This window comes from Sphingorhabdus sp. (genome assembly GCF_041737645.1).
GTDB lineage: Bacteria > Pseudomonadota > Alphaproteobacteria > Sphingomonadales > Sphingomonadaceae > Sphingorhabdus_B.
Genome location: NZ_JBGSRI010000046.1, coordinates 1 through 25,681 on the forward strand (window position 1 = coordinate 1; position 25,681 = coordinate 25,681).

A 25,681-nucleotide genomic window follows, 5' to 3' on the forward strand; every position below is an offset into this window, starting at 1 on the left:
CGCTCATGCAACCAACCCGGGCGACTGGCAGGAGGATGCCATGTGCCGCCCCTATTCGGTTTTGCTCCCGGTGGGGTTTGCCGTGCCGTTCCTGTTACCAGCAACGCGGTGCGCTCTTACCGCACCATTTCGACCTTACCGTATCGAAATACGGGGGTATGATTTCTGTGGCACTTTCCCTTGAGTTTCCTCAGCCGGACGTTATCCGGCACCGTTCCTCGCTGGAGCCCGGACTTTCCTCCCCGACACAGTTACCCGTGAAGCGGCGGTCGCCCAACCCTCTGGCCCAACCTATGTAGCACCCCCACCTTCATAGGCCAAGAGCAGGCTCCATAATATCGCACGGCATTCGCCGTCGATCACGCCGTCGATATTTTCTTGCCGAAAACGACGCTGAAAAGCGACCACGGCGGCACGTCCATCAGCGACACCATAGCCATATCGTTCCAGCGCAAGCAGGAATGCGGCATCTGTCCAGCCAGGATCGACCAATTTTTCGATCGGACGCGGCACGGCAAAGCCAAGCTTGGCCAAACGCCCCCAATCGAAAAGCTCGCCCGGATCTTCTTTACGGGCCGGAGCAACGTCGCTGTGCCCCACGACGTTACGAGGCTTGATATTATAAGTTTTGACAAGTTCGGCGACAAGCCGCGTAACCGAATCCATCTGCGCTTCGGGGAACGGGCGATAGCCGAATTCATGCCCCGGATTTACGATTTCGATACCAATGCTAGCGCTATTACAATCGGTAATGCCGCGCCAATAAGAAAGGCCTGCATGTTGAGCCCGTTGCTCTTCGCGGACCATATAAACAACCTGTCCGTCCTCATCGACGACATAATGGGCCGAAACTTTTGAAGCCGGGTTTGCCAGCCAGTCGATTGCCGCTGCGCCCGACTGCATTCCGGTGTAATGCAAAATCAGCATATTGATGGGTAGCGTGCGCTCCCCAAAGTTGGGCGAAGGAGTCCAGATCATGGTCATCGCACGACCATAAGCAGAGCGCGATGTTATTGCAATATTAGCCGAAAATCCGATGGACAGACTCTTGTTGTGAAGTGGCCCGGCTCATCGGCTCATAAAATCCCCGAAACTCCTGACTGGCCTTAAAGTTTTGGGTTTGCCCAATGACCGTTTCCGCCGCACCCAACATCAAAAGCCCGTCATCTGCAATCCGCGTTCCTATCGCATCCAAAACCTCTGTGCGTTTCTGCTCACCAAGATACATCAGCATATTGCGGCACAATATAGCGTCGAATTTCCCGAAATGCGGTGCAGGTTGCAGCATATTATGTTCGGCAAATGTCACAGCACGCCGTAAAGGTTCTTTCGCAAACCAGTCTTCGCCATTTTGTTCAAAATAACGCAGCATCTGCATTACCGGTAGGCCGCGTTGAATTTCAAATTGAGAATAACGGCCAGCTCGGGCCTGTGCCAAAGCAGAAGCCGACACATCGGTTGCAAAAATCTGGATGTTCCAACCCCGCCATTTTTCGGCGTTTTCACTAAAGGACATCGCCAGCGAATATGGTTCTTGTCCTGTTGAGCAAGCAGCTGACCATATCCGTAGCTTTTTCGTCCCCATCCGATGTTCACGTAACATATCCAGAACCGGCCCGGTGAGTAGCGCAAAGTTTGCCTGATCCCGGAAAAAGCAGGTTTCATTGTTGATCATCGCTTCGACACATAAACTGGTCAGTTTTGGATCAGCATCTATTTCAATAAGCGCAATTAATGTATCAAGGTCGGGGATGGAATTTTCGCGCATCAATGGTTTCAGGGCCATATCAATGCGCCAATGACGGTTAGCCAATAATGTCTGCCCAGTGTGCTTTTCCAGCAAAGCTGACAAAATTGAATATGTCTTAGACTGCAATATTGTCATGCTGATTTCGCAATGCGTCCAAGCAATTCCGTCATTTGTACAGGTGATAATATCGCACTGGCACATCCGGCCTTTGCAACGGCCCCTGGCATACCCCACACAACCGATGAATCGATATCTTGCACCAATGTCGTTCCGCCCGCTGCAAAGATGTCAGAAGCGCCACTAGCGCCGTCATTACCCATGCCGCTAAAAACTATGCCCATGCAACCTGTGCCATAAACACCGGCAACCGACCTGAACATCGCATCGACAGACGGGCAATATCGACTTTCCGAAAAATGGTCCAAACGATCAAGAATAATGCTGTTATTTTCCCGACGGCAAATGAGATGGGCATCACCAGGAGCGATGTAAATATGGTTCTTTTGAACGACCTCTCTGGATTCTGCGACTGACACAGCGCGCTCTGTCAATCCGGCCAACTGACGGGCAAAAAAGCTCATAAACGCGTGAGGCAAATGTTGTGTAATGAAAATCGGGCAATCAAGATCAGGCGCCAAGTTGCGGATAATTTCATAAATTGGCGGTATTCCGCCTGTGGAGGCTCCAATAGCAATACAATCCGGACGGTCCAGCTTCTGACATTCTAAAGCCAGTTTTACAGGCGCGCCCACGTCACTGTGACGGAAGTTGCGTCGCGAACGGCCCAAACGAACGACTTTATCGATCAAAATTTCCGAAAATTTTCCCGAAAACCCTGATTTCCCGGGCTTTGCGAGCGTATCACACGCACCTAGCGACAATGCATTAAGCGCAGCAGTACCATTTTCTTCGGCAAAGGACGACACCACCAGAACGCGCGCACCTTTCGACCTGACCAATATATCGGGCAAAGCATCAAGACCGGATCGCTTGGGCATTTCAATATCTAGCAAAATGATATCGACATCATTGTAAATGAGTTGCGCCAACGCAGTTTCGCTATCCGCTGCCTCACAAACAATTTCGATACTTTGATGTTGTTCAAGCACGCGGGCAAATATCGATCGCGCAACTACACTGTCATCCACAAGCATTACGCGGATTGGTGCAACTTCATGTTCTGGCACCGGGCGTGTTATGGGTTGTGTGGTTGTCACTAAATAACTCTTTTATAGGCAGCCGACGATTTGCAACTTGGCTTCCAATGTTTCCCGGTCAAATGGCTTCATCACATATTCATCAGCACCGGCATCAATCGCCGCCTTTATGTGGTCAACACCATTTTCCGTTGTGCAGAATATCACCTTCGCCTTGGTCGAATCTAATGTTGAACGGTAAGCGCGCAGAAAGTCCATTCCGCTCATCACCGGCATGTTCCAGTCTAGCAAAATGACGTCAGGCGTCGTTCCACTGCAATGATCCAGAGCCTCTTTACCGTCAGCAGCTTCCGCCACATCGAATTGCATGGTTTCAAGGATGTGGCGGGCGACTTTTCGGATCACTTTGCTGTCATCAACGATCAAACACGTTCTCATCAAACATTCACTTTCATTTTGGTCCGGACCGGAGCCTAAACTGCTGTTGTTATCGACACGTTAATTTGTGGATTTCACTAATTCTTTTTGTAATTTTCAAGCCGCCATTAGCTGATCGCACTGCACCATTTTGGCAGGATCGAGGATCATTACCAAATGTTCGCCAACCTGAGCTATGTCCGAAATGATTGGTCTCCATTTTGCGGACGGATTGATCGATTTCTGGACTACTTCATCCGAGATCGAGACCACGTCTTCAACTTTGTCCACCGCGAAGCCATAATGATGACCGGAGATTTCAACTACGACAGCGAGGCAGCCTTTTGCCAATTGTTGCCGGTTTCCGGTTACGGAATATTGACTATCGATCAAGGTTAGCACCCTGCTTCGCAAGGCGAAGAGACCCGCGATTGACGGATCAGCGCGAGGTACGAAAATGATCTCGGGTATTTGAACTATGGATTCAATGCGCCCGCTATTTATCGCAACACGGCAACCGTCGATGTAGGCAATTAGGTAAAGTTCGGCCATTACGCAGCCCCTGCCAATTTGGATTGAATAGCAGACAGCAACCCGGTTCTGTCGTAACGGTATATGCTTGATGTTGCGACTGTCGAGGGAACCAAATTCTCTCGCAAATGCAATATTCTGGAATCATCCCGGTCTTCGCTGCCATCGTCTCGGCAAAGGACAATAGCAGCATCGTTCCGGTCCGCATCGTCAAAGCTGACGACGTAACCCGACGCCGTTAGCAGCGGAGCCAAAATCCGCCTTTCCCATTCAGCATCCCCATCGCATCCGATAAAACACAATGGCCTGTTTTTGGGTGAAAATCCGACATCGGCTTGTAATTCAAAATATTGAAAAATATTGATCAGCTCAACGCTTTGATCCTGCGTCATAACGACGCCTTCAAAAATTTCTGGCTGTGCACTGGGGTAAATTTCTCCATCCAGTGTGAAGATGTCCAAAACGTCTTCAACCGCCAGAAACTTCGTAGTTTGCCCATCGTTGAGGCGCAGTAATTTTATCTGGCCGTCGTCGGGCAATATGGCCAATTCGCAAATATCGTATAGTTTCCCGTCGACACGCGCCCGCATTTTACCGCCAACATATGTAATATCAGCAACGTCAACATCCTCTATACGGTCAACGACGTTTAATCTGATTGCGCGTTTGACGCCGTCGGTTGCGATATAAAGCAAGGCGGAAGGCCGCTTTGCAACCTGCTGTGCTGTTTCATCTGCACTAGTTGCGACATTGTCCGGCTCCTGCTCGACCCCAATCGCCTCCCCCAAACCACTGGCGTCGAGCAAGAGCATCGGCCGGCCATTGTCAGGTAAAGTTGTTCCGGCGTATAGGCCCGTTGCCATGATGATCGGCGCCCCAGGCTTCACTACGAGCTCTTCATTGTCGATTACGCTTTCGACGTCGAGCACATATACCCGCCCAATGGCTGGCCGAATTACAATTAACGTTCTGTTGGCCGAAACAGGATTTTCACCTCCTTCAATACCGAGCAATTCCTCCAACTTGGCATAAGGATAGCGCTTGCCGCGAATATGCGCGACGCTTACCCCTCCCAAATCATCGATTTTCACATTTTTGTTGGTCGAGGACAAAATTTCCACAACCGAATTGCGCGATACACCAAAAAATTGGTCACCAGCCTTTATCGAAAGGCCGGCGATAATCGACAATGTCAGCGGCAGTCGCAATGTCATTTTCAAGCCCTGGCCGACCGAATTTTCCAAATCCACCGTGCCACCGATGGCTTGCAAATTGCTTTTGACTATATCCATACCGACACCACGGCCCGAAATCGCGGTAACCTGTTTTGCTGTCGACAGGCCAGGAACAAAAATGGTGTTGAGCTGTGCCTTCTCGGTCAATGTTTGCCATTCGGCCGCGGTGACTATTTTTGAAGTAACAGCACGACTGCCAAGTTGCTCCAAATCAATGCCACGACCGTTATCCATTATTTCGATCAAAATCTGATTGCCAGATTGTCTGGCAACAATATGAATTTGGCCCACCGGATGCTTTCCTGCGGCTAATCTTTCCACAACGGTTTCGATACCATGGTCGACCGCATTTCTTAAAATATGCGTAAGCGGATCGCGCAGAGCCTCTACCATTTCGCGGTCGACTTCAACTTCGCTGCCATCGATCCGCAAATCCACTTCTTTACCAAGCTCAAGCGAAATATCGCGCAGCAAGCGCGGCAACGAAGAAAATAGCCGGTCAATATTCTGCATCCGCATCAAACCGACCGTATCGCGCATTTCCGCAACCGAGGCGGACAAGCGCCCAAAAGCGAGATCAACATCCGCTTCGGCTTGGGATTTTCTAAGCTGTCGTGACACCTCGTTTCTCGCCAGCACCATGTCTGAAACGCCATTCATCAGCCTATCGAGCAGGTTCAGTGAAACCCGAACCGTTCGCGCTTTCGATTTTATGTTATCGCTACTGTGTTCATTTTCGAAGTCGAAGACCCCGCCCGCTTCAGAGTTCTGGCTTATACCACCATCATCTTTGGGGAGAAACGCCAGCATTTCTTCGATTAAATCACCATCGTTGTCGAACAACGTACTTCCGGTTTCCAGAGCGTCGGTCAACGCCGCGATGCGGTCAACCACTGCTAATATCTTAGTAACCAGCTGTGTTGAGGCAATGATTTGCCCTTCTCGGGCGCTACTTAATACATCCTCTGCGGCATGGCTAAGCCGCAAGAGCCGGGGCAGATCAAGGAAGCCACAACTGCCTTTTACAGTGTGCACAAATCGGAAAACGCCGTCGATTAGCGTGCGGTCTTGCGGGTTTTTCTCCCATTGAACCAGTTGCCCCGACAGCGCCTCCAGCGTTTCGCGCGTTTCAGCGATGAAATCGTCAAGTAGATCGTCCATGTACCAGAGGCCTCGATATCGGGAGCCCCAAATGTGACGTCATATGGTTAAAATGCCGTTTACGCGGCTGCTCATACTATAGGGCATCAAGTGCGAATTAATGCTCCAATTATAAGATGTTCGGGATCCGGTTCAGCGAGTTGAACTACGCCACCGCCGCGGATCGCCAGATTACGGGCCATCCATGCCGCCGCGTTACGCGAATCAACTAATGACGCATCCAGATTTCCCGCCAGTGTCGCACGGATCGCTTCGTCCATAACAATTTTGGGTCCGCTGGCACGGATCACAATTTCATGCTCGCCTTCGCGGCTTTCCGTGCCAACGAAAAGCGTGCCTCCCCGAACAAGTGCATCATTGGCGAGAAGAACAAGATTGAGGAGGATTTTAATGGCACGCTTGGGCATGAACGCCGGCGGCACAGCCCAGTCGAGAGTCGTGCGACCACTGGCCGTTACCAACGGTTCAATAACCGCCTTTGCGTCAGCCGGGTCAACTTCTGAACCAAAACCACCTGCGGCTCCGAATGCGAGGCGAAAAAATTTCAACTTGTCTGCCGCAGACTTTGCGCTTTCGGCCAACAAATCCATGCAGCGCTGCCGCATTTCAGGGTCGTGTTCGTCAGCCAATAGTTCCAGACCATTATTCATCGCACCCACTGGACTCAACAAATCGTGGCACAGCCGTGAACATAAAAGGCTTGCAAGGTCTACCTCAGACTCCATCATTGAAATAATCCCCAGATTTAGCTCGATGAAGCGCTCATGGACGTTGTTTCAAGCGGATTCAACCCTCGACTAGGATGGGAATGGATTCAAATTCAACTACGCGTTGCCCCTTGGCTTTGGGTTGCCACGCAGTTACGTTGGCTCCAGCAATAATCACCCAAAAACGGTCATCCGCAGCTGCATTTTCTAAATCGGCTGAAGAAGGCTGTGCGAGCCCGTTGGGATGTGAATGGAAATATCCCAGAATCGGCGACCCGTCTTCCCGCGCCAGCTTGTGGCGGGAAAGCAGAACCGCTGCGCCTATTTCAAAATGCGTTTCGGGATGAACTGCCACATTTTCGCATAATTCAACTTCGGACACGTAATTGTTGCGCCCCATCAAAAGGCCGCAGCACTCCTTATTTCCGGCGTCTTCCGCCCACCGGAGCAAATCGCTAACATGCTTTCTTGATATTCGTAACGGCATCACCCATGTCTAAGCCATGCGTGATGAAAATACCATTTTTTCAGGTGTCTTAGGCGATGGGCGTCTCGACAGCGCTCTGGCAAATGCCCTGCCCCAATTTTCGCGCGCCCGCATTCAAGGCTTAATTGCCGAAGATGCACTTCGTATAGAGGGCAAGGCAGCCAATGATGCAGCCTCGAAGAAATATACCGGTCATAACTTTGAACTGTCTGTTCCCAGCCCTCGTCCAGATAAAGCCCAAGCGCAGGAAATCCCGTTAGATATTGTTTTTGAAGATGAACATCTTGTGGTCGTTGATAAACCTTCAGGATTGGTCGTTCATCCAGCGGCAGGTCATTACGACGGAACCTTAGTCAATGCTTTGCTGCACCATTGTAAAGGACAATTATCGGGAATCGGCGGCGTCGAACGCCCCGGGATTGTGCATCGAATCGACAAGGATACATCCGGCCTTCTGGTCGTGGCCAAAAGCGATGCGGCACATGAAGGTCTCGCCAAATTATTCGCCGCCCATGACATCGAGCGTCGCTATTATGCGATTGTCAGTGGCGTACCCGCACCGCCAGCAGGAACAGTACGAACCCAGATCGGCCGGTCGACGACAAACCGCAAAAAAATGGCGGTTCTGCCCGAAAACAAAGGAAAACATGCGGTTACACACTATCGCTTATGTGAAGCCTTTGCGAAAACATCATTAGTTGAATGCACGCTTGAGACAGGCCGCACGCATCAGGTTCGCGTGCACATGGCGCATCTAGGGCACCCCTTAATCGGCGATTCCGTTTATTCTAATCGACAAAACCCATACAAAATCGGACAAAATCAGTCCAAATTCGACAGACAGGCATTGCACGCCGCGTCGCTGGGGTTTATTCATCCGATGTCTGGAGAAACTTTATTGTTCGAAAGCAGTTTACCAGAAGATATGCAGCTTCTGTTAAGTCAACTTCGGCTATAAGATTTTGATAGGGAACGCTTGCTATCGGGTGCTTGATGAGGCCCGCTCGCAGGCAAAACTGAAAGAGAGAAAAATGTCTGATCGTAAGAATGTTCCGGCTACGATCCCTGCTCTTGGGGGGGATGCAAGCCTTAACCGTTATTTGAGTGAAATACGGAAGTTTCCGGTTCTGAAGCCAGAGCAAGAATATATGCTTGCCAAGCGCTATCAGGAACATGGTGACTCGAAAGCTGCGGAGCAGCTGGTCACTTCGCACCTGCGCCTCGTTTCGAAAATCGCTATGGGATATCGCGGCTACGGCCTGCCGGTCTCCGAGCTGATTTCCGAAGGTAATATCGGGTTGATGCAGGGCGTAAAGAAATTCGATCCCGACCGCGGCTTCCGCCTTGCGACTTATGCAATGTGGTGGATTCGCGCATCGATGCAGGAATTTATTCTGCGAAGCTGGAGCCTGGTGAAAATCGGCACCACCGCCGCGCAGAAGAAACTGTTTTTCAACCTTCGCCGGATGAAGAACAACCTTCAAGCCTTTGAAGATGGTGACCTGAATCCTGAAGCCGTTGCTAAGATTGCGACCGATCTGGGCGTATCGGAAGAAGAAGTGCACAACATGAACCGTCGGATGGCAATGGGCGGCGATACGTCGCTGAATGTGCCCATGCGTGAAGACGGCGATGGGCAGTGGCAGGATTGGCTTGTCGATAATGAGCCGTTGCAGGATGAACGTGTTGCCGACGCGCAGGAAGGCGATATGCGGCATGCAATGCTTTCCGAGGCGCTCGACAGCCTGAACGACCGCGAAAAGCATATTTTGACGGAGCGGCGTTTGATCGACGAGCCTAAAACGCTCGAAGAATTAAGCCAGACCTATAGCGTCAGCCGTGAACGCGTACGCCAGATTGAGGTGCGCGCTTTTGAAAAACTGCAAAAAGCGATGATGCGTATTGCGGGCGAAAAGCGTTTAATCCTGGCCAATTAGCACGAAATGCAAAAATAGGTGACGGGCGGATTGCGCTGCGCTAGCTTTGATCGATGATCAAACCGAAGCGCTCGTTTTCTGCCCGTTTCTTTCGCTATACCTTCAAATGGTTGCTATATTTCGTGATCGGCAGCGTCGCGTTGACCGCGATATACGCCGTTGTCCCGGTGCCAACTACCCTCACTATGCTGTTCGACAGCAACGGGGCGACCCGTGATTGGACGCGACTGTCCAATATCTCCCCCAATCTGGTGCGTGCCGTCATCGCAGCCGAAGATGGCAAATTCTGCAGCCATGACGGGTTTGACCGCGAAGCGATTGAACAGGCCCTTCAACGCAACAAAAGCGGCGGACGGATGCGGGGCGGATCAACAATCAGCCAGCAAACCGCGAAAAATGTCTTTCTCTGGCAAGGCAGCGGCTGGACCCGTTACCTACGCAAGGTGCCGGAGGTGTATTTCACATTTCTGATCGAAACCATTTGGGGCAAACGCCGCATCATGGAAGTATATCTGAACGTCGCGGAAACAGGCATTGGCACTTATGGCGCCGAAGCCGGAGCGCAACGTTATTACAAGAAGAGCGCGAAAGACTTGACCCGTATCGAGGCGGCGCGGCTTGCCGCCATATTCCCGTTGCCCAAAAAACGCGCCGTAAACGGCGTTGGCGGATTCACCCGCCGCTACGGCAACAGCATCGCCGCCCGCATCCGTGTGGTAAAGCGCGATCGGCTGGATAGCTGCATCTACAAATGAAAGGGGCGGAGCCGAAACCCCGCCCTTTTCTCATTCGATCCTCACCAGACATCAGAATTTGTAGCGAACACCAAGCTGGATACGCCATACCGATGACGAGAAACCGATGCTATTATCATCGTCCGGATTGAAATTGCTGATGATGTAACGGCCCTGCGTGTCCACACCGCCATCGACCAAAGTCACAAGACCTGCACTTCCGCCACGGCGCCGGAACACATTTTCACTGCTGTCGATAAAGTTCAGGAAATTATCGAAATCGGCGAAGAGTTCCAATTTGTCTTCCACACCAAATAACCGGCCAGGCCCTGGCAGTTCCTGGCTGAACCGAAGATCTAGATCAAACACCGTATCGTTGACGCAACTGTTCCGTTTGATCGATTGACCGGGTGTGAATTTGCAATTTGTTGTGTCAAGATAGTTCAACAGCGACGTGACCGCGGCTGCGTTTGAAGTTGGGGAAATGTTAGGGTCGGTAATACCCGTCGGAATGTAAAGGAGTGCGTTATCAACGCCGGATGCCGAATCGTTAAAGATGGCCCCGTTGTTGAAGGTCAAGCTGTACGGGCGGCCTGAACGCGCCGAGAAAAATAGCCCCATCGAAGTGTCATATTCACCAAAAAACTGCTCTTTCAAGTTCAGCGCAAGGGTGAAGTTATGACGGCTTTCGGTCAAGGCCGTCGATACGTCAGGCGCCTGCCGATCGAACGCAGCGGTGATATCGTAACTCGACGTTGCGGTTGCACTGCCGTTGTTGCGGGCATCGTTCGAATCTGTAAACGCATATCCCAGCGCGATGTTGAGGCTGCCGCCATCGGTAAACATGCCCCTGTCAAAGCGCTTGGACAGCGCGAAAGACGCGACATGGCTGCTGTACGATGGGCCGTTGGTAAGCTGGATTTCATCATCGCGGCTTGTTGCAAAGCACGCGGCCGAAACCCCGGTAAACACAGGCGGGGTGCCGCCTGTACCTTGCAGTTGCGCCGTGCAGCCCGTGGCTGTCGGGTCAATGGCACGGTAGATCGGACGACCATCGACCGTAAACCCGCTAAGGCCAAGTGCTGGGTTTGGAATCTGCGACAGATCCACAAAGTTCAGTGTGTTCCTGAATTTCGAATAGATGTAATCGAGTTTCAGGTTCCAACCTGAAAAGAAGCCTTCGCCGTCACGCAAATTGGTTTCAAAACCCAGATTTGCCCGCAATACAGTCGGGTTTTTGAAATTTGGATCGGTCGACTGCAAGTCGGCCAGTCCGCGTGCGGCCTGATCCGATCCCGCTTGACGTGCACAGTCGGGGAAGCCGGCAAACTGTCCGCCGACAACAACGTCGACAGGTCCGGCTGGCGCATTAACCGCTGCACAAGTCGCATTGTTCAGCGCGCCAAATCCGGTCGAAAAGCCGTTATTCGAAAACGCGTTGGAAAAATACACCACGGGGTCACCGCCTGCAAATATGCCAACGCCGCCGGTTAGTTTTGATCGGTTAAAAAAGCCTGCATCGTCAAAGTCATACGTAGCCGAAAAACGCGGCAAGATGACCGGGTCGATGCGGCTAAACGGGTTCGCATTCGTAAAACCGTAGCGCGCGAGGAAGGTCGGGTTCGCACGCGGCGCATCGCCATCGTAAAGTTGAATGCGTACACCCGCCGTTACGCTGAGCCGGTCAGTCGCCTGCCAATCATCTTGTGCGAAGAAAGAGTAGATCTGACGACTGAAGAGCGCGGCGGCTTCATTGATGTCACCGGTCGGCGTCGCATTGATTTCGGCTCCAACAGATGCACCGCTCAAAACTTGTGCATTGTTGGCGAACGTCGTGCTGCCATCGCTCAATATGCCTTGTTCAAAATTGTCCAAACTGCTGAAAAACAGGGTGCCAGTTGCATTGACGGCAAACAGGTTGAACACTTCTAGGTCGTTATATTCCGCCCCGATTTTGATCTGGTGATCATCGGCGTCAAGATTCATGACGAAGCGCGCTTGGTCAACTTTGGTATCGAGCTGGTTGGCGGACCGGAAAATTCCAGGGCCGGTCGAAAGCAAGCCTACCTGCGATGTTTGTCCGGCAACGGTCGGAACCGCCACCGCGAGACGCACGATCGGGCTACCCGACTGGGCTTCGCCGCCACCGACGGGCCCCTGAACGTCACCTACTTCGGCCCGTGACAGACGAAGCTCGGTTGAAATCCGGTCGGTCCAATCGGAATAGAGGCGCACCGAATAATAATCGGAAATTGTACCTTCGGCTTCGAAGCTGTTCAGGCCGGTAAGATTTGATGTTCCGAAATCCGATTCGACATTATTCTCTTCCAACCGCTGATAGGTCATTTCAAGACGCTGCCCATCGGTAATGAACGCATCGAGGCGACCGAAATATCGCACGCTTGATTGTGGCAAAGACGTTGGATAGCCGCCGGTATCCTGTCCGTAGACATCGTTTGCAATTTGCGCGAACCGGTCAAATTGCGCCTGTGTTACGAAGTTGGCGGAGTTGGCAAAACCGGCCCCTGCTGGACCAAATTCATTGGCATCGGCGTCATCGGTTTCTTCATAGCCCGCATAGAAGAACAAGCGATCCTGAATGATTGGACCGCCCAGCGTAGCGCCCCAGCGCTTTTCTTTGAACGGAGCAACGATGGACGCGGCCTCGCCAGCGGTATCACCACGCAAATCCTCGTTTGTGAATGTGAAAAAGGCAGAACCATGGAATTTGTTCTGGCCCGATTTTGTGACAACGTTCACTGCACAGCCGGTGAAGTCTGAATATTCCACGTCGAACGGCGCGAACTCGACCGAAGTCTCACGGATAACATCAAATGGAAGCGGCAGCGCGTTACGGGCAGCAAAAGGTGTCCCGTTCAACCCGAACACATCCGCTTGCACAACGCCATCGACGGTAAAGGTATTTCCACGATCGTTGCCGCCAAGGCAGCTGATCCGGTCAACTTCGTTATCGCGGTCAAGGCTAACGCGAGGATCAAGGCGGATTATGTCGCGGACATCGCGCGTGATGGAGGGGAAACCTTCCAACGTCTCCAGATTGTAGGATGTTCCAGGTCCAACGGCACGCTGCGACACATTCGCGCGCGAACCGGAAACGACAATAACGTCACCGCTGTCGCTGGATGCGAGTTCAAACGCAAATGATGTATTGCCCTGCAGGTTAATGCTTACATTTTCGACCGTTTGCCCTTCAAAACCATCGGCCTTGACCGTGACGACATAAGGGCCGCCGGTGACCAGGTTCCCGACGCGAAAACCGCCGCTGCCGTCAGACGTTAGAACACGTTCACTGCCGGTCCGGGTGTCGGTTACGGTAACGGCCGCGTTCGAAATCGCGTTGCCGCTTGCATCGGATACGGTTCCGTCAATACCCGAGGTGATTTGCTGGGCATAAGCAGGAACGGCAACGACAGACGCAATCGAAAGGGCCGCAGCACTGGCGGCCAAAAAATAACGAAGTTGCATATATTTAGATCCTCAATACTTTTGGTCTGCCGCAAGTTCCGCATCTAGCGTGACGGATCCGTGCGAATTGAGTGATCGTAACGCGCCCCCATTGGACACAAATAATGTCAGTTATATGACAATTGTAACGACTAAGCTGTTGGCGCGTATAACAAAAAAGGCGGAGCCGAAGCCCCGCCTTTGACTACTTTATGTTATGAGAAATCAAAAGTCGTAGCTTACTCCGACCTTTAAACGCCATACCGACGAAGAAGTGTTGATGAAATTATCTGCGTCAAAATCCCGGACACCTTCCGAATTCAGGTTATTGGCGGTAAATCCGGTAATGATGTAACGCCCCTGAGTATCGATCCCGCTAATTGCTGCGATATCTTGACGACCCGCAAAATCACGTCGGCGTTGGATATTCCAGCTAGGGTCCAGCAAGTTCAGGAAGTTGTCGAAGCTTGCAAAAAGCTTCAGCTTGTCTTCCCGCCCAAAGAGACGACCGGGACCTGGAATTTCCTGAGAGAAAGAAAGGTCGAGATCGTAATACCAGTCATTTGAGCAAGTATTGCGAGCAATCGTTTGGCCCAAATATTTGCGCGCACATTTGAGTGAATTGCCAAAATCAGCAAGACCCTGCACCGCTACCAGATTTGAACTTGGCGAAACATTGGGATCAGTAATGCCTGTAGGCAGATAAACGAGGGCATTTTCAGTCCCCGAAACACTATCGCCGAAGACGCTGCCGCCGCTGAAGGTCAGGCTGTATGGACGGCCTGAGCGAGCCACAAACGTAAACCCGAAGCGAGTTGCATAATCACCGAAAAACTCTTCCTTGAAGCTGGTGTTCAAGGTGAAGTTGTGACGGCTGTTATAGAAACCGCGCGAAGCCGCCGGGTTCTGCCGATCGGCCGCTGCAGATTGGTCGTAATTCGATCCGGCGGTCGAATTGTACAAAGCGCGGCGATCCTGGCTGTCCGAGAATGAATAGCCAACATTGAAGAAAGTCGAGCCGCCTTCGGTAAAGATGCCGCCATCGAAATTCTTCGATAGGATGAACGATGCCGTATGGCTGCGGAAGCTGCCGGCATTTGTCAGCATCAGTTCGTCATCGCGACTGGTGGCAAAACATGGCGCATTTACGCCTGAGTAAGTCGGTGTTGGCGAAACATCGATAAGGCGGGCAGTACAACCTACCGCACTCGGATCAATCGAGCGATAGATCGGACGTCCGTCAATGGTGAAACCGTTAAGCCCTATTGCCGTTCCGCCGGGTCCGGCCGCCGTCGCTGGAGTTGCTGCCAAGTCTACCACATTGAATGGGTTGCGATACTTGGAGTAAATATAATCAAGCGTTAGATCCCAGCCGCTAAAGAAGCCAGATTCAGCAAAGTTCAGTTGCGACGAGAAGCCTGCATTGAAGCGCAACACTGTCGGTTGCTTCAAATTTGGATCGATAGATTGTGTATCGCCCAGGCCACGCGCAGCCTCAGTAGATCCTGCGGTGCGAATACATGTCGGAACGCCCGTAAACGTCCCACCAGTCACCACATCGATTGGTGTAGTAGTTGGTGTTGGGCAACCAGTCGATCGAGTGGTTCCTTCACCAACGAGGCTACCGTCATTCTGAAAGGCGTTGCCAAACCAGACAAGCGGATCCCCACCGGAAAAGATACCTACGCCTGTACGAAATTGCGCACGTGAGAACACAGCAAAATCGTTCAAGTCATAAGTAAAGGCCAGACGTGGCAAAACTGTTACAGGTAGTTTGCTGAAACCGTTGCCATTGCTGAAGCCATAACGATTTATGAAAAGCGGATTAGCTTCCGGAGCACCACCATCATACCATTCGGCGCGAACACCGCCGACGACGCTGAGTGCGTCAGTAATCTGCCAATCGTCTTGGACAAAAACCGAATAGATGCTGCGGTTGAATTGAGCCGCCGAATCGTTGACATCACCTGTGGGAGAGAAATTTCCAGCAGCTCCAACAGCACCACCGGTTGCCAACTGTTGCGCAGTTGGATTGGTGCTTGTGCCGGTGGACAGCAAGCCAGCTTCGAGATCCGCCGCATTGCGGAAAGCCAGAGTCCCGTTTGCATTCTGGACGAACAGGTTAAACAGGTTCGCACGATTGATTTCGGCGCCAAACTTGATCTGATGATCACCAGCATCGAGTTTTCCGACTGCCCGATATTGTTCAACCGTAGTTTGCAGATCATTCGCCGAACGCGAAAAGCCGGGTCCAGCCTGAACACGGCCAAAAGTTCCATCGGCGTTAGTTATACCGACAATGATGGTGGGGATCGGACTATCCGATTGAGCTTCACCGCCGCCAACGGGGTCCTGTATGTCCTGAACCTCCGACCGCGAATAACGCAGCTCCGTCGAAAATGTATCACTCCACTGCGAATAAAGACGCCCCGAATAATAGTTGGACTCGGTTCCGCTCAAATAGAAAGTATTGACGCCAGTTACGCGCGGGTTTGTCGCGGAATTGCTAAAATCATCGGCCCGGGTAGTGGCTTCCTCAAGCCGCTGATACGTCGCCTCAAACCGGTGATCGTCGGTAATCTGCCAGTCAGCACGCGCAAAATAACGCTTGTTTGTAAACGGACGGTTGGTCACCAGTTCGCCGGTATCGATCCCGTAAACGCGGGTCAAAATTTCACTGATACGATTGAATTCCGCTACCGGGACACCAGTAATGCTGTTTGGATAACCCGCACCCGATGGCCCATCGTCTTGCGACTGACCTGCCTTCTGGTTTTCATAAGCCCCGAAAATGAACAGCTTGTCCTTGATGATTGGGCCGCCGAGATACACACCCCAACGCTTGTCCGCTTGTATTGGTGCAACATTGCGGCTGAGGCCCGAATATCTGTCAAACACGTTATCGGCGCGAAGATTGCTATCCGAATATTCGTAAAACGCACCGAATTTGTAATCGTTGGTTCCCGACTTGGTTACAACGTTGATCGCGCATCCAGTGAATTGGCCGTAATCCACATCGAATGGTGCAAATTGAACCTGCGTTTCGCGAATGGCATCATATGGCAACGGAGTCGAGCTGCGCGACGAAAAGCCCGTATCATTCAGGCCATAGACGTCCCCTTGACTGATACCATCGACGGTAAATGCGTTACCGCGGTCATTTCCGCCCAGGCATGAAATACGGTCTTGACCCGATCCAGTATCATCACGATCCAAACTTACGCGCGGATCAATGCGGATGATATCGCGAACATCCCGGTTGAATGAAGGCGCGTTTTCTAGCACTTCACTTGTAAAGCTTTGGCCTGGTCCAACCGCAAGCTGCGTGACCCGAACACGTGAACCCGTTACAACAATTTCACCGCTGCCTGAGGTTAATGTGAACGCCAAACTTGTATTGCCCTGAAGGCTGGTTTCGAGATTTTCGATCGTTTGACCTTCGAAGCCATCAGCAATTACGGTAACTGTGTAGGGACCGCCTACGGTCAGGCCAGTGGCGTTAAATGAACCAGTCGAACCGGTGGTGATGCTGCGAGTATTTCCGGTCCGCGTATCTGTTACTTCGATGGTTGCACCGATAACCGGCTCACCCGCTTCGCTCAGCACTGTGCCCTCGATGCCGGAAGTGATCTGTTGCGCGTAAGCAGGAACGGCAAATATTGCCGCAGTCGACAAAGCAGCAGCGCTGGCAGCCAAATAATAACGAATTTTCATGTGTTGGGTTCCCATTATTTTATTATCCATTCGGTTATTCGAATCTTGCGTGACGAATTTTGCCGATTGGGGAGTTGATAGTTTGCGCCATGAAAGCATAAAATTGCAATTATGTGACAGTTTAATCAGGCTATAGTCACAAAGGCAAAAGTGTCAGATTGCAAGTAAAATATTGCAGCGCACAAATTAGTGCAACGCACTAAAATTGCATCTATTTTCGATAAAACGTTGCGCTATTGCAACAGTGAAAGTTAATTCACGTCACGACGAGTTTAACGCTTATGCTGCGTCTTCCTTGCCTGCTTTCGCTGACTTTGCGTAGACCAAAACAGGCGTCTTCCGGCCCTCGACGACATCCTTGTCAACTACGACCTCGTCCACACCGTCAAAGGTCGGTAGATCGAACATCGTATCAAGCAAAATCGCCTCCAGGATCGAACGAAGGCCGCGTGCACCGGTTTTGCGTTCGATAGCCTTTTTGGCAATCGCTTCGAGCGCGTCTTCGGTAAAGCTAAGCCCTACATCTTCCATTTCGAACAGCTTGCGATATTGCTTTACCAACGCATTTTTGGGTTCGGACAATATTTTGACCAAAGCGGCAATATCGAGATCTTCGAGCGTCGCTGTCACGGGCAAACGTCCCACAAATTCAGGGATCAGGCCGTATTTCAGCAAATCTTCAGGCTCGATCTGCTTCAATAACTCACCCGAGCGGCGTTCGTCAGGATCGGCGACATGCGCGCCAAAACCGATGGACTTGCCCTCAAGCCGGTTGGAAATGATCTTTTCCAGACCAGCAAAAGCACCGCCACAAATAAAGAGGATATTCGTCGTGTCGACCTGCAGGAACTCCTGCTGCGGATGCTTGCGGCCACCCTGGGGCGGAACGCTGGCCGTAGTGCCTTCCATCAGCTTCAGCAAAGCCTGCTGAACGCCTTCACCGCTAACATCGCGGGTAATCGAGGGGTTTTCTGCCTTGCGGCTGATTTTGTCGATTTCGTCGATGTACACAATGCCGCGCTGCGCCTTTTCGACATTATAATCGGATGCCTGCAGTAGTTTCAAAATGATATTTTCGACATCTTCGCCCACATATCCCGCTTCGGTCAATGTCGTCGCATCTGCCATCGTAAACGGCACGTCGAAGGTCTTTGCCAATGTTTGTGCGAGCAAGGTCTTGCCGCAACCGGTAGGGCCAACAAGCAATATATTGGACTTCGCCAGTTCGACGTCGGCACCCTTTGCCCCATGGTTCAGGCGCTTATAATGGTTATGGACCGCCACCGACAGAACGCGCTTTGCCTTTGGCTGACCAATGACATAATCGTCCAACACGTCGCAGATTTCCTGCGGGCTTGGGACTTCACCTTCCTTGCGGCCGGTCAATGTCCCTTTAGTTTCTTCACGAATGATATCGTTGCACAATTCCACGCATTCATCGCAAATGAATACCGTTGGTCCGGCAATCAGCTTGCGGACTTCGTGCTGCGATTTTCCGCAGAATGAGCAATAAAGAGTGCTCTTGGTGTCAGATCCGCTCAACTTCGTCATAATTCGTCCTGCTTTCACGCCAAAGCGACGCGAATTGTAATCAAAACGTCATCCTAAAGATGCGTTCAACTTTGGCAATAGCCCAAAAGGGGGAGTGCCTTGTTAGCAAATCTGGTGGATGAAAAGCTAACAGTATCAGCCCGCCTCGGATTCCGCGTTTGCCGGGCGCTTGTCGAATACCTCGTCCACAAGGCCGAACGCCTTGGCTTCGTCGGCCTCAAGGAAAGTATCGCGGTCCATGGCTTTCTCAATATCCTTGAGCGGCTTGCCGGTATATTTCGCATAAAGATCATTCATCCGCTTGCGAATACGCAATATTTCGTTCGCTTGAATCTGGATATCCGACGCCATTCCCCGCGCGCCGCCCGAAGGCTGGTGCACCATGATACGGCTGTTGGTTAGCGCGACACGCATACCAGGCTCCCCTGCGGCCAAAAGGAAACTACCCATCGACGCAGCCTGCCCGATGCATACCGTACCAACTTTGGGACGAATATATTGCATCGTGTCATGAATCGCCATGCCCGCCGTCACAACGCCACCGGGCGAGTTGATGTACATCCAGATATCCTTTTTGGGAGTATCTGATTCGAGGAAAAGCAACTGAGCGGTAATGATCGAGGCCATGCCGTCCTCAACTTCGCCCGTCACAAAAATGATACGTTCGCGCAGTAGCCTTGAGAATATATCCCAGCTCCGCTCGCCACGGTTAGATTGCTCAATAACGACGGGAACAAGTGCGGTTGTGGGATCGAAATATGGATCGTGCATATATACCTCTGGTTTGGCTCAATTGCCCTTCCGCCTACATCGGCGTCGCGCGCTAAAGTTTCAAGCAGGAAAAGGGTTAATTAAAGACGGTGCTAGTTCGGTGAAGGATTGCAACAACGGGAACTCCTGCATTGACGTCCGCCTCCGCACACAAACAACTTTCGCCGTCCCCGACATTGAACGCATAACTCGATAAGCAAGTCCGCTTTAATCGATTGGACAAAAGATGTGTCTTTAAACAATATTCCACCACACGACTCAAACCACATTGAGAGGAAATCATAATGGCAGATGCAGACCCACGCGATGGTTGCCCTATGCATAGCGGCGGCGAGATAAAGATTCGTTCGCTTCTCGGGCGGCAGAACAAGGATTGGTGGCCTGACGCGCTTCCTGTCGACATGCTCCACCAGCACGGCGTATCTCCCGACCCGATGGGCCCGGACTTCGACTATGCCGAAGCCTTCAAAAAGCTCGATTACCAGGCTCTAAAAGCCGATCTCACCGCATTGATGACCGACAGTAAGTCTTGGTGGCCCGCTGACTATGGCCATTATGGTCCCTTTATGATTCGCATGGCGTGGCACGCTGCGGGCACCTATCGCGTGACCGATGGCCGCGGCGGTGCGAACAGCGGTCAACAGCGGTTCGAGCCGCTCAATAGCTGGCCGGATAACGGCAATCTTGACAAGGCTCGTCGCCTTCTATGGCCAGTCAAGCAGAAGTACGGCCAGTCCATCAGCTGGGCCGATCTTTTCATCCTGGCAGGTAATGTCGCGATTGAGAGCATGGGCGGACCTGTGTTCGGCTTTGGCGGCGGCCGCAAGGACGTCTACCAATCCGAAGGCGACACATTCTGGGGCGCAGAGGAAATCTGGGTGAACGAAGGCGCAGCGACGCGCCTCACCGAAGAGGCCGTTGAACTCGAAGGTCCGCTTGCGGCGATCCAGATGGGCCTGATCTACGTCAATCCTGAAGGACCCGGTGGCAACCCTGATCCGCTTCAGTCGGCGCGTGACATGAAGGCGACGTTCCTGCGCATGGCAATGAACTCGGAAGAAACCGTTGCGCTTACGGCCGGCGGACACGCCTTTGGCAAGGCGCATGGTGCCAAGCCCGGCGAAACATTTGGCAAAGCGCCTGCGGGTGAGGCGATTCATCAGCAGGGCTTCGGCTGGCTCACTGACTTCGACGAGATCGGCAAGGGGCACATCACGACATCCGGCATCGAGGGTTCGTGGTCAAACAATCCCACCGAATGGACTGGTGATTACTTCCGCTTGCTGTTCAAATATGATTACGAACTGGTCGAAAGCCCGGCGGGTGCCAAGCAGTGGCAGCCAATCAATCCAGATCCCGAGGACATGGCGCCTGACGCCCGCGATCCATCAAAGCACGTGCCTACAATGATGACCACGGCGGATATGGCGTTGAAGATGGACCCCGAATTCCGCGCAATCTCCGAGCGGTTCCGCGACGATCAGGCGGCACTCGACGACGCCTTCGCGCGTGCCTGGTTCAAGCTGTGCCACCGCGACATGGGGCCGAAAAGCCTGTATCTCGGACCAGAAGTTCCGGAAGAGACGCTGATCTGGCAAGACCCGGTACCAGAAGGCACTGCGCCTTCGGATGCCGAAGTCGCTGTGTTCAAATCGGCCGTGCTTTCGAGTGGCCTTACCGTTTCGCAACTTGTGAAGACCGCTTGGGCCTCAGCCTCGACCTATCGCAAGTCGGACAAGCGGGGCGGAGCCAATGGTGCCCGCATCGCGCTTGCCCCGCAAAAGGGCTGGGCGGTCAACGAACCTGAGGAACTCGCCAAGGTACTCGCGAAGCTCAACGAACTGCGTGGATCAATAAGCCTTGCCGACGCAATTGTGCTGGCAGGTTCGGCGGCGATCGAAAAAGCTTCGAAGGACGCCGGCTTCGACGTTACCGTGCCTTTCACTGGTGGCCGCGGTGATGCCACGCAGGACTGGACCGATGTCGAAAGCTTTGACTGGATGGAGCCGCAAGCTGATGGCTTCCGCAACTACCTCAAAACGCGTCAGCCGGTGAAGACTGAAGAGTTGCTGCTCGACAAAGCGTCGCTGCTCGGCCTTTCAGGCCCGGAAATGACGGTGCTCTTGGGCGGTTTGCGCGTCCTCGGTGTCAACCACGGCGACAAGCCAGAAGGCGTGCTCACCACTCGCAAGGGCCAACTGACCAACGACTTCTTCGTGAGCCTGTTCGACATCGATACCTTCTGGGATCTGGTCGACACAGCGAGCGATGAAGAGTTCATCGGCTATACCCGCGGTGGCCGCACCGAAAAGTGGCGCGCGACACGCACCGATCTCATTTTTGGCTCTAACAGTCAGCTGCGCGCAACTGCCGAAGTCTATGCCGAGCGCGGCCATGAGGAGAAGTTCGTGCGCGATTTCGTAAAGGCCTGGGTCAAGGTGATGAACGCCGACCGGTTCGACCTGAAATAAGTCACAACCTTAAGCACTAACCTGAAAGGCCCCGGAAATTCCGGGGCCTTTTCTTTTTCCCTCAGTGGAAACTTATTTCTTGGCTGGGGCCTTTTTGGCGGGTGCCTTTTTGCCGGCTGGCTTGGCTTCGGGCTCTGCAGCCTCTTTCTTGGTAGTTGCCTTCTTTGCCGCAGGCTTGGCTTCCTTTGCAGGTGCTTCGTCCTTCGCGGCTGCCTTTTTGGAAGGCGCTTTCTTCTTCACGGCAGGCTTTGCATCGGGTTCAGCTTCGATTGCTGCTTCCAACTCTTCTTTCGTTACCGTCTTTTCGGTGACAGTCGCCTTGTCGAAAAGGAAGTCCACAACTTTGTCTTCAAACAAAGGTGCGCGCAGCTGAGCCGCTGCCATCGGATTTTCTTGCAGATACTGCACGAAACGCTGGCGATCTTCGGGGCGATATTGCTGAGCCGCCTGCTGGACCAGCATGTTCATTTCCTGATTGCTGACTTCGACACCATTGGCCTGGCCGATTTCGGACAGCAACAGGCCCAGACGCACACGGCGGACGGCGATGTCGCGATAATCTTCGCGCTCGGCTTCCATTTCCTTCTTGGCCGCTTCGGGATCTTCCTCGCGCGCAGCTTCCTGCTCAAGCTGTGCCCAAATCTGTTCGAATTCGGCTTCCACCATTGACGGCGGAACTTCAAAGTCGTGGTCGGCGGCAAGTTGATCCAGCAACTGGCGCTTCATGTAAGTGCGGGTCAGGCCATTATGCTCCTGTTCGACCTGGACTTTCATCAGTTCGCGCAGCTTGTCGATACTTTCAAGACCGAACATCTTGGCAAGATTATCGTCGGCTTTCGCTTCGACAGGCTTGCGGACTTCGGCAACAACGATGTCGAAGGTTGCGGCTTTGCCTTTCAGGTTTTCGGCATTGTAATCTTCGGGGAAGGTTACGTTGATGAGCTTTTCGTCATTGGCCTTCACGCCAACCAGCTGGTCTTCAAAACCGGGGATCAGTTGACCCGAGCCGAGTTCGACCGCCATGCCTTCGCCCTTGCCGCCTTCGAACGGAACGCCATCGACCTTGCCTTCAAAATCGATAACGACGCTGTCGCCCAATTTGGCGGCATATTTCTTGTCGGCAGCTTCAAAGCTTTTCTGGCCAGCGGCGAGTTTCAGGATCGATTCGTCAACCGCGACGTCGGTCACTTCAACCGTCATACGGTCGAGCGTGATACCATCAATCGAAGGAGCCGCAATCGCGGGCAGCACTTCGAGATGGAAATCGACAACGGCATCCTTACCGGGCGCATAGTCGTTATCGAGATGCACATGCGGTTGTGTTGCAGGACGGAGTTTGTTGTCCGAAATCGCCTTTTGCACACCTTCCTGAATGGTGTTGTTCAGGGCGTCCTGAAGCAGCGAATCCTTGTGCATCTTCTTGACCAGATTGGCCGGAACCTTGCCAGCGCGAAAACCGGGCATCCGCACCTGCGGCGCTATTTTCTTCACCTCGGCATCAATGCGCGATTCGACATCTTTCGCGGTAATCGTCATCCGATATGCGCGCTTCAGGCCTTCATTCTGTGTCTCGACGGTCTGCATGTTATCTTCTCTATCTGGACAAGCATTGGGCTTGCCTTAAACTGTTAAATGGCTTTCGGGTTCAACGGCAGCCGGGAGTATACCCTATTTCGTGGTGCGGGCGAAGGGACTCGAACCCCCACACCTTGCGATGCCAGAACCTAAATCTGGTGCGTCTACCAATTCCGCCACGCCCGCTTACGAAAAGCTGCCGTTTCACAAACGACGGGAGCCTCTAACGGGAAAGCTGCGGCGGGGCAAGGGGGAAGCGGTGATTAGCTTCGTACACCCCGGCCAGCCGCAATTATCCCAATGCTTTCTTCAAAAGTTCGTTGATGACCTGAGGATTGGCCTTGCCCTGCATCGCCTTCATCGTCTGGCCCACAAAGAAGCCGAAAAGCTTGTCCTTGCCGGAACGATACTCGGCAACCTTGTCTTCGTTCGCAGCCATGATTTTGGCAATCTCGGCTTCGATCGCACCAGTATCGCTGGTTTGCTTGAGGCCCTTTTCTTCGACAATGTCAGCAGCGCCCTGCCCCGTTTCGAGCATGATTTCAAAGACCTGCTTGGCAATGCTGCCACTAATTGTACCATCCGCGACAAGGCCGAGTAGTTCGGCGGCTTGCTTAGGGCTAACCGGGCTTTCGTCGAGTGCCTTGCCGAGCTTATTGAGCGCGCCGAACAATTCGGACATCAACCAGTTGGAGCCCTGCTTGGCGTCGACACCTTCGGCCAGCAGATCTTCAAACCAGAATGCCGTCTCGGCCTCTGCGGTGAGGACGGCGGCATTATAGGCAGTCAGGCCCATCGCTTCATACCGCGCTCGTTTGGCATCCGGCAGTTCAGGCAGGCTCGCCCGGCACTCTTCCAGAAACGCATCGTCCAGTTCCACCGGCAGCAAGTCGGGGTCCGGGAAATAGCGATAATCATGCGCGTCTTCTTTCGAGCGCATCGACCGTGTTTCCATCTTGTTGGGGTCGAACAGGCGCGTTTCCTGCACAACGGCTCCGCCGCTTTCAATAAGGTCAACCTGACGCTGCGCCTCATATTCAATCGCCTGCATCATGAAACGGATCGAGTTCACGTTCTTCGTTTCAGTCCGCGTCCCCAGTTCCCCGCCCGGCTTGCGTACCGATACGTTGACGTCGGCGCGCATCGAGCCCTGCTCCATATTGCCGTCGCAGGAACCCACATAGCGCAGGATCGAGCGCAGTTTCTTGACATAAGCCCCCGCCTCTTGTGGGCTGCGCATATCGGGGCGCGAGACGATTTCCATCAGCGCGACGCCCGAGCGGTTAAGATCGACAAAGGACATCGTTGGATGCTGGTCATGCATCAGCTTGCCTGCGTCCTGCTCAACATGGATTCGTTCGATACCGATTTTCTTGACCGCGCTGTCGGGATCTTTCTCGTTCAACGTAACCTCGATTTCGCCTTCGCCCACAATCGGGTGGTAAAGCTGCGAAATCTGGTAGCCCTGCGGCAAATCGGCGTAGAAATAATTCTTGCGGTCGAAACGCGACCAGCGATTGATCTGCGCATTAATCGCCATGCCGGTGCGGACGGCCTGACGCAGGCATTCGCGGTTCGGCACGGGCAGCATTCCGGGCATGGCTGCGTCGACCAGCGAGACATGGCTGTTGGGTTCGGCTCCAAAGCCGGTCGATGAGCCGGAAAATAGTTTGGATTCGCTGGTAACCTGCGCATGGACCTCAAGGCCAATCACGACCTCCCACTCGCCGGTGTTTCCTTGGATGCGGTATGCTGCTTCAGTCATTTTTCAATTTCCGGTAGAGGCCAGACGGCGCCAGCTAATTGATGGGGCTTTGTGAGATCATTTCCGCATCGCTCACAACACTTATGAGGTGTCGCTTTCAAATATGACCACCTATTGTCATTGTTATGATAAGTGCTGACGCGACACTTGGGGCAAACATTAAAGTATGACGCGATCCCAATGAGAGCAAAAAATAGCCCAATAGCCATGTCGATCAAAACGACATCGGTAACCATTATTAACGGCAAAGCCA

18 protein-coding genes, 1 tRNA gene and 1 other RNA gene are annotated in these 25,681 nt (G+C 52.8%); 4 read left to right on the forward strand and 16 right to left on the reverse strand.

Translation table 11 applies throughout. The features are described 5' to 3' along the window. The 9 genes from rnpB to ACEW72_RS07400 all read right to left on the reverse strand — a co-directional run. Window positions 1-285, reverse strand: an RNA gene (rnpB, locus tag ACEW72_RS07360) — RNase P RNA component class A; the annotation flags it as partial. Window positions 286-291: 6 nt separating this feature from the next. Then, on the reverse strand, window positions 292-984 hold the full coding sequence (locus ACEW72_RS07365; RefSeq protein WP_373475733.1) for an N-acetylmuramoyl-L-alanine amidase: 693 nt from the start codon (window positions 982-984) through the stop codon (window positions 292-294). 37 nt (window positions 985-1,021) lie between these two features. Next, window positions 1,022-1,786 carry a protein-glutamate O-methyltransferase CheR gene (locus tag ACEW72_RS07370; RefSeq protein WP_373475734.1) on the reverse strand — a complete coding sequence of 255 codons (765 nt, stop codon included), beginning with the start codon at window positions 1,784-1,786 and terminating at the stop codon, window positions 1,022-1,024. A 95-nt stretch (window positions 1,787-1,881) separates the two neighbouring features. Further along, on the reverse strand, window positions 1,882-2,967 hold the full coding sequence (gene cheB / locus ACEW72_RS07375) for a chemotaxis-specific protein-glutamate methyltransferase CheB (protein ID WP_373475735.1): 1,086 nt from the start codon (window positions 2,965-2,967) through the stop codon (window positions 1,882-1,884). 12 nt (window positions 2,968-2,979) lie between these two features. Continuing rightward, on the reverse strand, window positions 2,980-3,345 hold the full coding sequence (locus ACEW72_RS07380; RefSeq protein WP_373475736.1) for a response regulator: 366 nt from the start codon (window positions 3,343-3,345) through the stop codon (window positions 2,980-2,982). A gap of 96 nt (window positions 3,346-3,441) precedes the next feature. After that, on the reverse strand, window positions 3,442-3,876 hold the full coding sequence (locus ACEW72_RS07385; protein ID WP_373475737.1) for a chemotaxis protein CheW: 435 nt from the start codon (window positions 3,874-3,876) through the stop codon (window positions 3,442-3,444). Further along, on the reverse strand, window positions 3,876-6,251 hold the full coding sequence (locus ACEW72_RS07390) for a chemotaxis protein CheA (protein WP_373475738.1): 2,376 nt from the start codon (window positions 6,249-6,251) through the stop codon (window positions 3,876-3,878). Before ACEW72_RS07390 ends, ACEW72_RS07385 begins: the two co-directional genes overlap by 1 nt. Window positions 6,252-6,337: 86 nt before the next feature. Next, window positions 6,338-6,979, reverse strand: a complete 642-nt coding sequence (locus tag ACEW72_RS07395) for a histidine phosphotransferase family protein (RefSeq protein WP_373475739.1) — start codon at window positions 6,977-6,979, stop codon at window positions 6,338-6,340. A gap of 58 nt (window positions 6,980-7,037) precedes the next feature. Next, window positions 7,038-7,445: a Mov34/MPN/PAD-1 family protein gene (locus ACEW72_RS07400; RefSeq protein WP_373475740.1), complete on the reverse strand. Its 408-nt coding sequence runs from the start codon at window positions 7,443-7,445 to the stop codon at window positions 7,038-7,040. A 16-nt stretch (window positions 7,446-7,461) separates the two neighbouring features. On the opposite strand from ACEW72_RS07400, the gene ACEW72_RS07405 reads away from it, so the two are divergent. From ACEW72_RS07405 to mtgA, 3 genes are all read left to right on the forward strand, one after another. Next, a complete protein-coding gene (locus ACEW72_RS07405) occupies window positions 7,462-8,403 on the forward strand; it encodes an RluA family pseudouridine synthase (RefSeq protein WP_373475741.1) in 942 nt (313 codons plus the stop codon). 73 nt (window positions 8,404-8,476) lie between these two features. Further along, the gene (gene rpoH / locus ACEW72_RS07410) at window positions 8,477-9,382 is read left to right on the forward strand and encodes an RNA polymerase sigma factor RpoH (protein ID WP_373475742.1); all 906 of its coding nucleotides are present in this window, start codon (window positions 8,477-8,479) and stop codon (window positions 9,380-9,382) included. 53 nt (window positions 9,383-9,435) lie between these two features. Then, window positions 9,436-10,137 carry a monofunctional biosynthetic peptidoglycan transglycosylase gene (mtgA, locus tag ACEW72_RS07415; RefSeq protein ID WP_373475743.1) on the forward strand — a complete coding sequence of 234 codons (702 nt, stop codon included), beginning with the start codon at window positions 9,436-9,438 and terminating at the stop codon, window positions 10,135-10,137. 51 nt (window positions 10,138-10,188) lie between these two features. Here the strand turns inward: mtgA and ACEW72_RS07420 are convergent, their stop codons facing one another. The 4 genes from ACEW72_RS07420 to ACEW72_RS07435 all read right to left on the reverse strand — a co-directional run bounded on the left by ACEW72_RS07420 (window position 10,189) and on the right by ACEW72_RS07435 (window position 19,617). Then, complete coding sequence (locus tag ACEW72_RS07420) at window positions 10,189-13,602, reverse strand: TonB-dependent receptor domain-containing protein (protein ID WP_373475744.1); 3,414 nt, start codon at window positions 13,600-13,602, stop codon at window positions 10,189-10,191. Between the two features lie 204 nt (window positions 13,603-13,806). After that, complete coding sequence (locus tag ACEW72_RS07425) at window positions 13,807-17,295, reverse strand: TonB-dependent receptor domain-containing protein (protein WP_373475745.1); 3,489 nt, start codon at window positions 17,293-17,295, stop codon at window positions 13,807-13,809. A 279-nt stretch (window positions 17,296-17,574) separates the two neighbouring features. Continuing rightward, window positions 17,575-18,846 carry an ATP-dependent Clp protease ATP-binding subunit ClpX gene (gene clpX / locus ACEW72_RS07430; RefSeq protein WP_373475746.1) on the reverse strand — a complete coding sequence of 424 codons (1,272 nt, stop codon included), beginning with the start codon at window positions 18,844-18,846 and terminating at the stop codon, window positions 17,575-17,577. A 135-nt stretch (window positions 18,847-18,981) separates the two neighbouring features. Further along, window positions 18,982-19,617 carry an ATP-dependent Clp protease proteolytic subunit gene (locus tag ACEW72_RS07435; RefSeq protein WP_373475747.1) on the reverse strand — a complete coding sequence of 212 codons (636 nt, stop codon included), beginning with the start codon at window positions 19,615-19,617 and terminating at the stop codon, window positions 18,982-18,984. Window positions 19,618-19,901: 284 nt separating this feature from the next. On the opposite strand from ACEW72_RS07435, the gene katG reads away from it, so the two are divergent. Beyond that, entirely contained in the window at window positions 19,902-22,088 is a 2,187-nt protein-coding gene (gene katG / locus ACEW72_RS07440) for a catalase/peroxidase HPI (protein WP_373475748.1), read from the forward strand. A gap of 72 nt (window positions 22,089-22,160) precedes the next feature. Here katG and tig read toward each other — a convergent pair whose 3' ends face one another. The 3 genes from tig to gatB form a co-directional block, all read right to left on the reverse strand. Continuing rightward, window positions 22,161-23,672, reverse strand: coding sequence for a trigger factor (tig, locus tag ACEW72_RS07445; protein ID WP_373475749.1), 1,512 nt, complete (start codon window positions 23,670-23,672; stop codon window positions 22,161-22,163). A gap of 92 nt (window positions 23,673-23,764) precedes the next feature. Next, window positions 23,765-23,849, reverse strand: a tRNA-Leu gene (locus ACEW72_RS07450). Between the two features lie 106 nt (window positions 23,850-23,955). Beyond that, a complete protein-coding gene (gatB, locus tag ACEW72_RS07455) occupies window positions 23,956-25,428 on the reverse strand; it encodes an Asp-tRNA(Asn)/Glu-tRNA(Gln) amidotransferase subunit GatB (protein WP_373475750.1) in 1,473 nt (490 codons plus the stop codon). Between the last annotated feature and the right edge of the window lie 253 nt (window positions 25,429-25,681).

Coding starts and splice junctions, on each gene's coding strand:
- ACEW72_RS07365 (WP_373475733.1), bottom strand. CDS start 984: ATGACCATGATCTGGACTCCTTCGCCCAACTTTGGGGAGCGCACGCTA.
- ACEW72_RS07370 (WP_373475734.1), bottom strand. CDS start 1,786: ATGGCCCTGAAACCATTGATGCGCGAAAATTCCATCCCCGACCTTGAT.
- ACEW72_RS07380 (WP_373475736.1), bottom strand. CDS start 3,345: ATGAGAACGTGTTTGATCGTTGATGACAGCAAAGTGATCCGAAAAGTC.
- ACEW72_RS07385 (WP_373475737.1), bottom strand. CDS start 3,876: ATGGCCGAACTTTACCTAATTGCCTACATCGACGGTTGCCGTGTTGCG.
- ACEW72_RS07390 (WP_373475738.1), bottom strand. CDS start 6,251: ATGGACGATCTACTTGACGATTTCATCGCTGAAACGCGCGAAACGCTG.
- ACEW72_RS07395 (WP_373475739.1), bottom strand. CDS start 6,979: ATGATGGAGTCTGAGGTAGACCTTGCAAGCCTTTTATGTTCACGGCTG.
- ACEW72_RS07400 (WP_373475740.1), bottom strand. CDS start 7,445: ATGCCGTTACGAATATCAAGAAAGCATGTTAGCGATTTGCTCCGGTGG.
- ACEW72_RS07405 (WP_373475741.1), top strand. CDS start 7,462: ATGCGTGATGAAAATACCATTTTTTCAGGTGTCTTAGGCGATGGGCGT.
- rpoH (WP_373475742.1), top strand. CDS start 8,477: ATGTCTGATCGTAAGAATGTTCCGGCTACGATCCCTGCTCTTGGGGGG.
- mtgA (WP_373475743.1), top strand. CDS start 9,436: ATGATCAAACCGAAGCGCTCGTTTTCTGCCCGTTTCTTTCGCTATACC.
- ACEW72_RS07420 (WP_373475744.1), bottom strand. CDS start 13,602: ATGCAACTTCGTTATTTTTTGGCCGCCAGTGCTGCGGCCCTTTCGATT.
- ACEW72_RS07425 (WP_373475745.1), bottom strand. CDS start 17,295: ATGAAAATTCGTTATTATTTGGCTGCCAGCGCTGCTGCTTTGTCGACT.
- clpX (WP_373475746.1), bottom strand. CDS start 18,846: ATGACGAAGTTGAGCGGATCTGACACCAAGAGCACTCTTTATTGCTCA.
- ACEW72_RS07435 (WP_373475747.1), bottom strand. CDS start 19,617: ATGCACGATCCATATTTCGATCCCACAACCGCACTTGTTCCCGTCGTT.
- katG (WP_373475748.1), top strand. CDS start 19,902: ATGGCAGATGCAGACCCACGCGATGGTTGCCCTATGCATAGCGGCGGC.
- tig (WP_373475749.1), bottom strand. CDS start 23,672: ATGCAGACCGTCGAGACACAGAATGAAGGCCTGAAGCGCGCATATCGG.
- gatB (WP_373475750.1), bottom strand. CDS start 25,428: ATGACTGAAGCAGCATACCGCATCCAAGGAAACACCGGCGAGTGGGAG.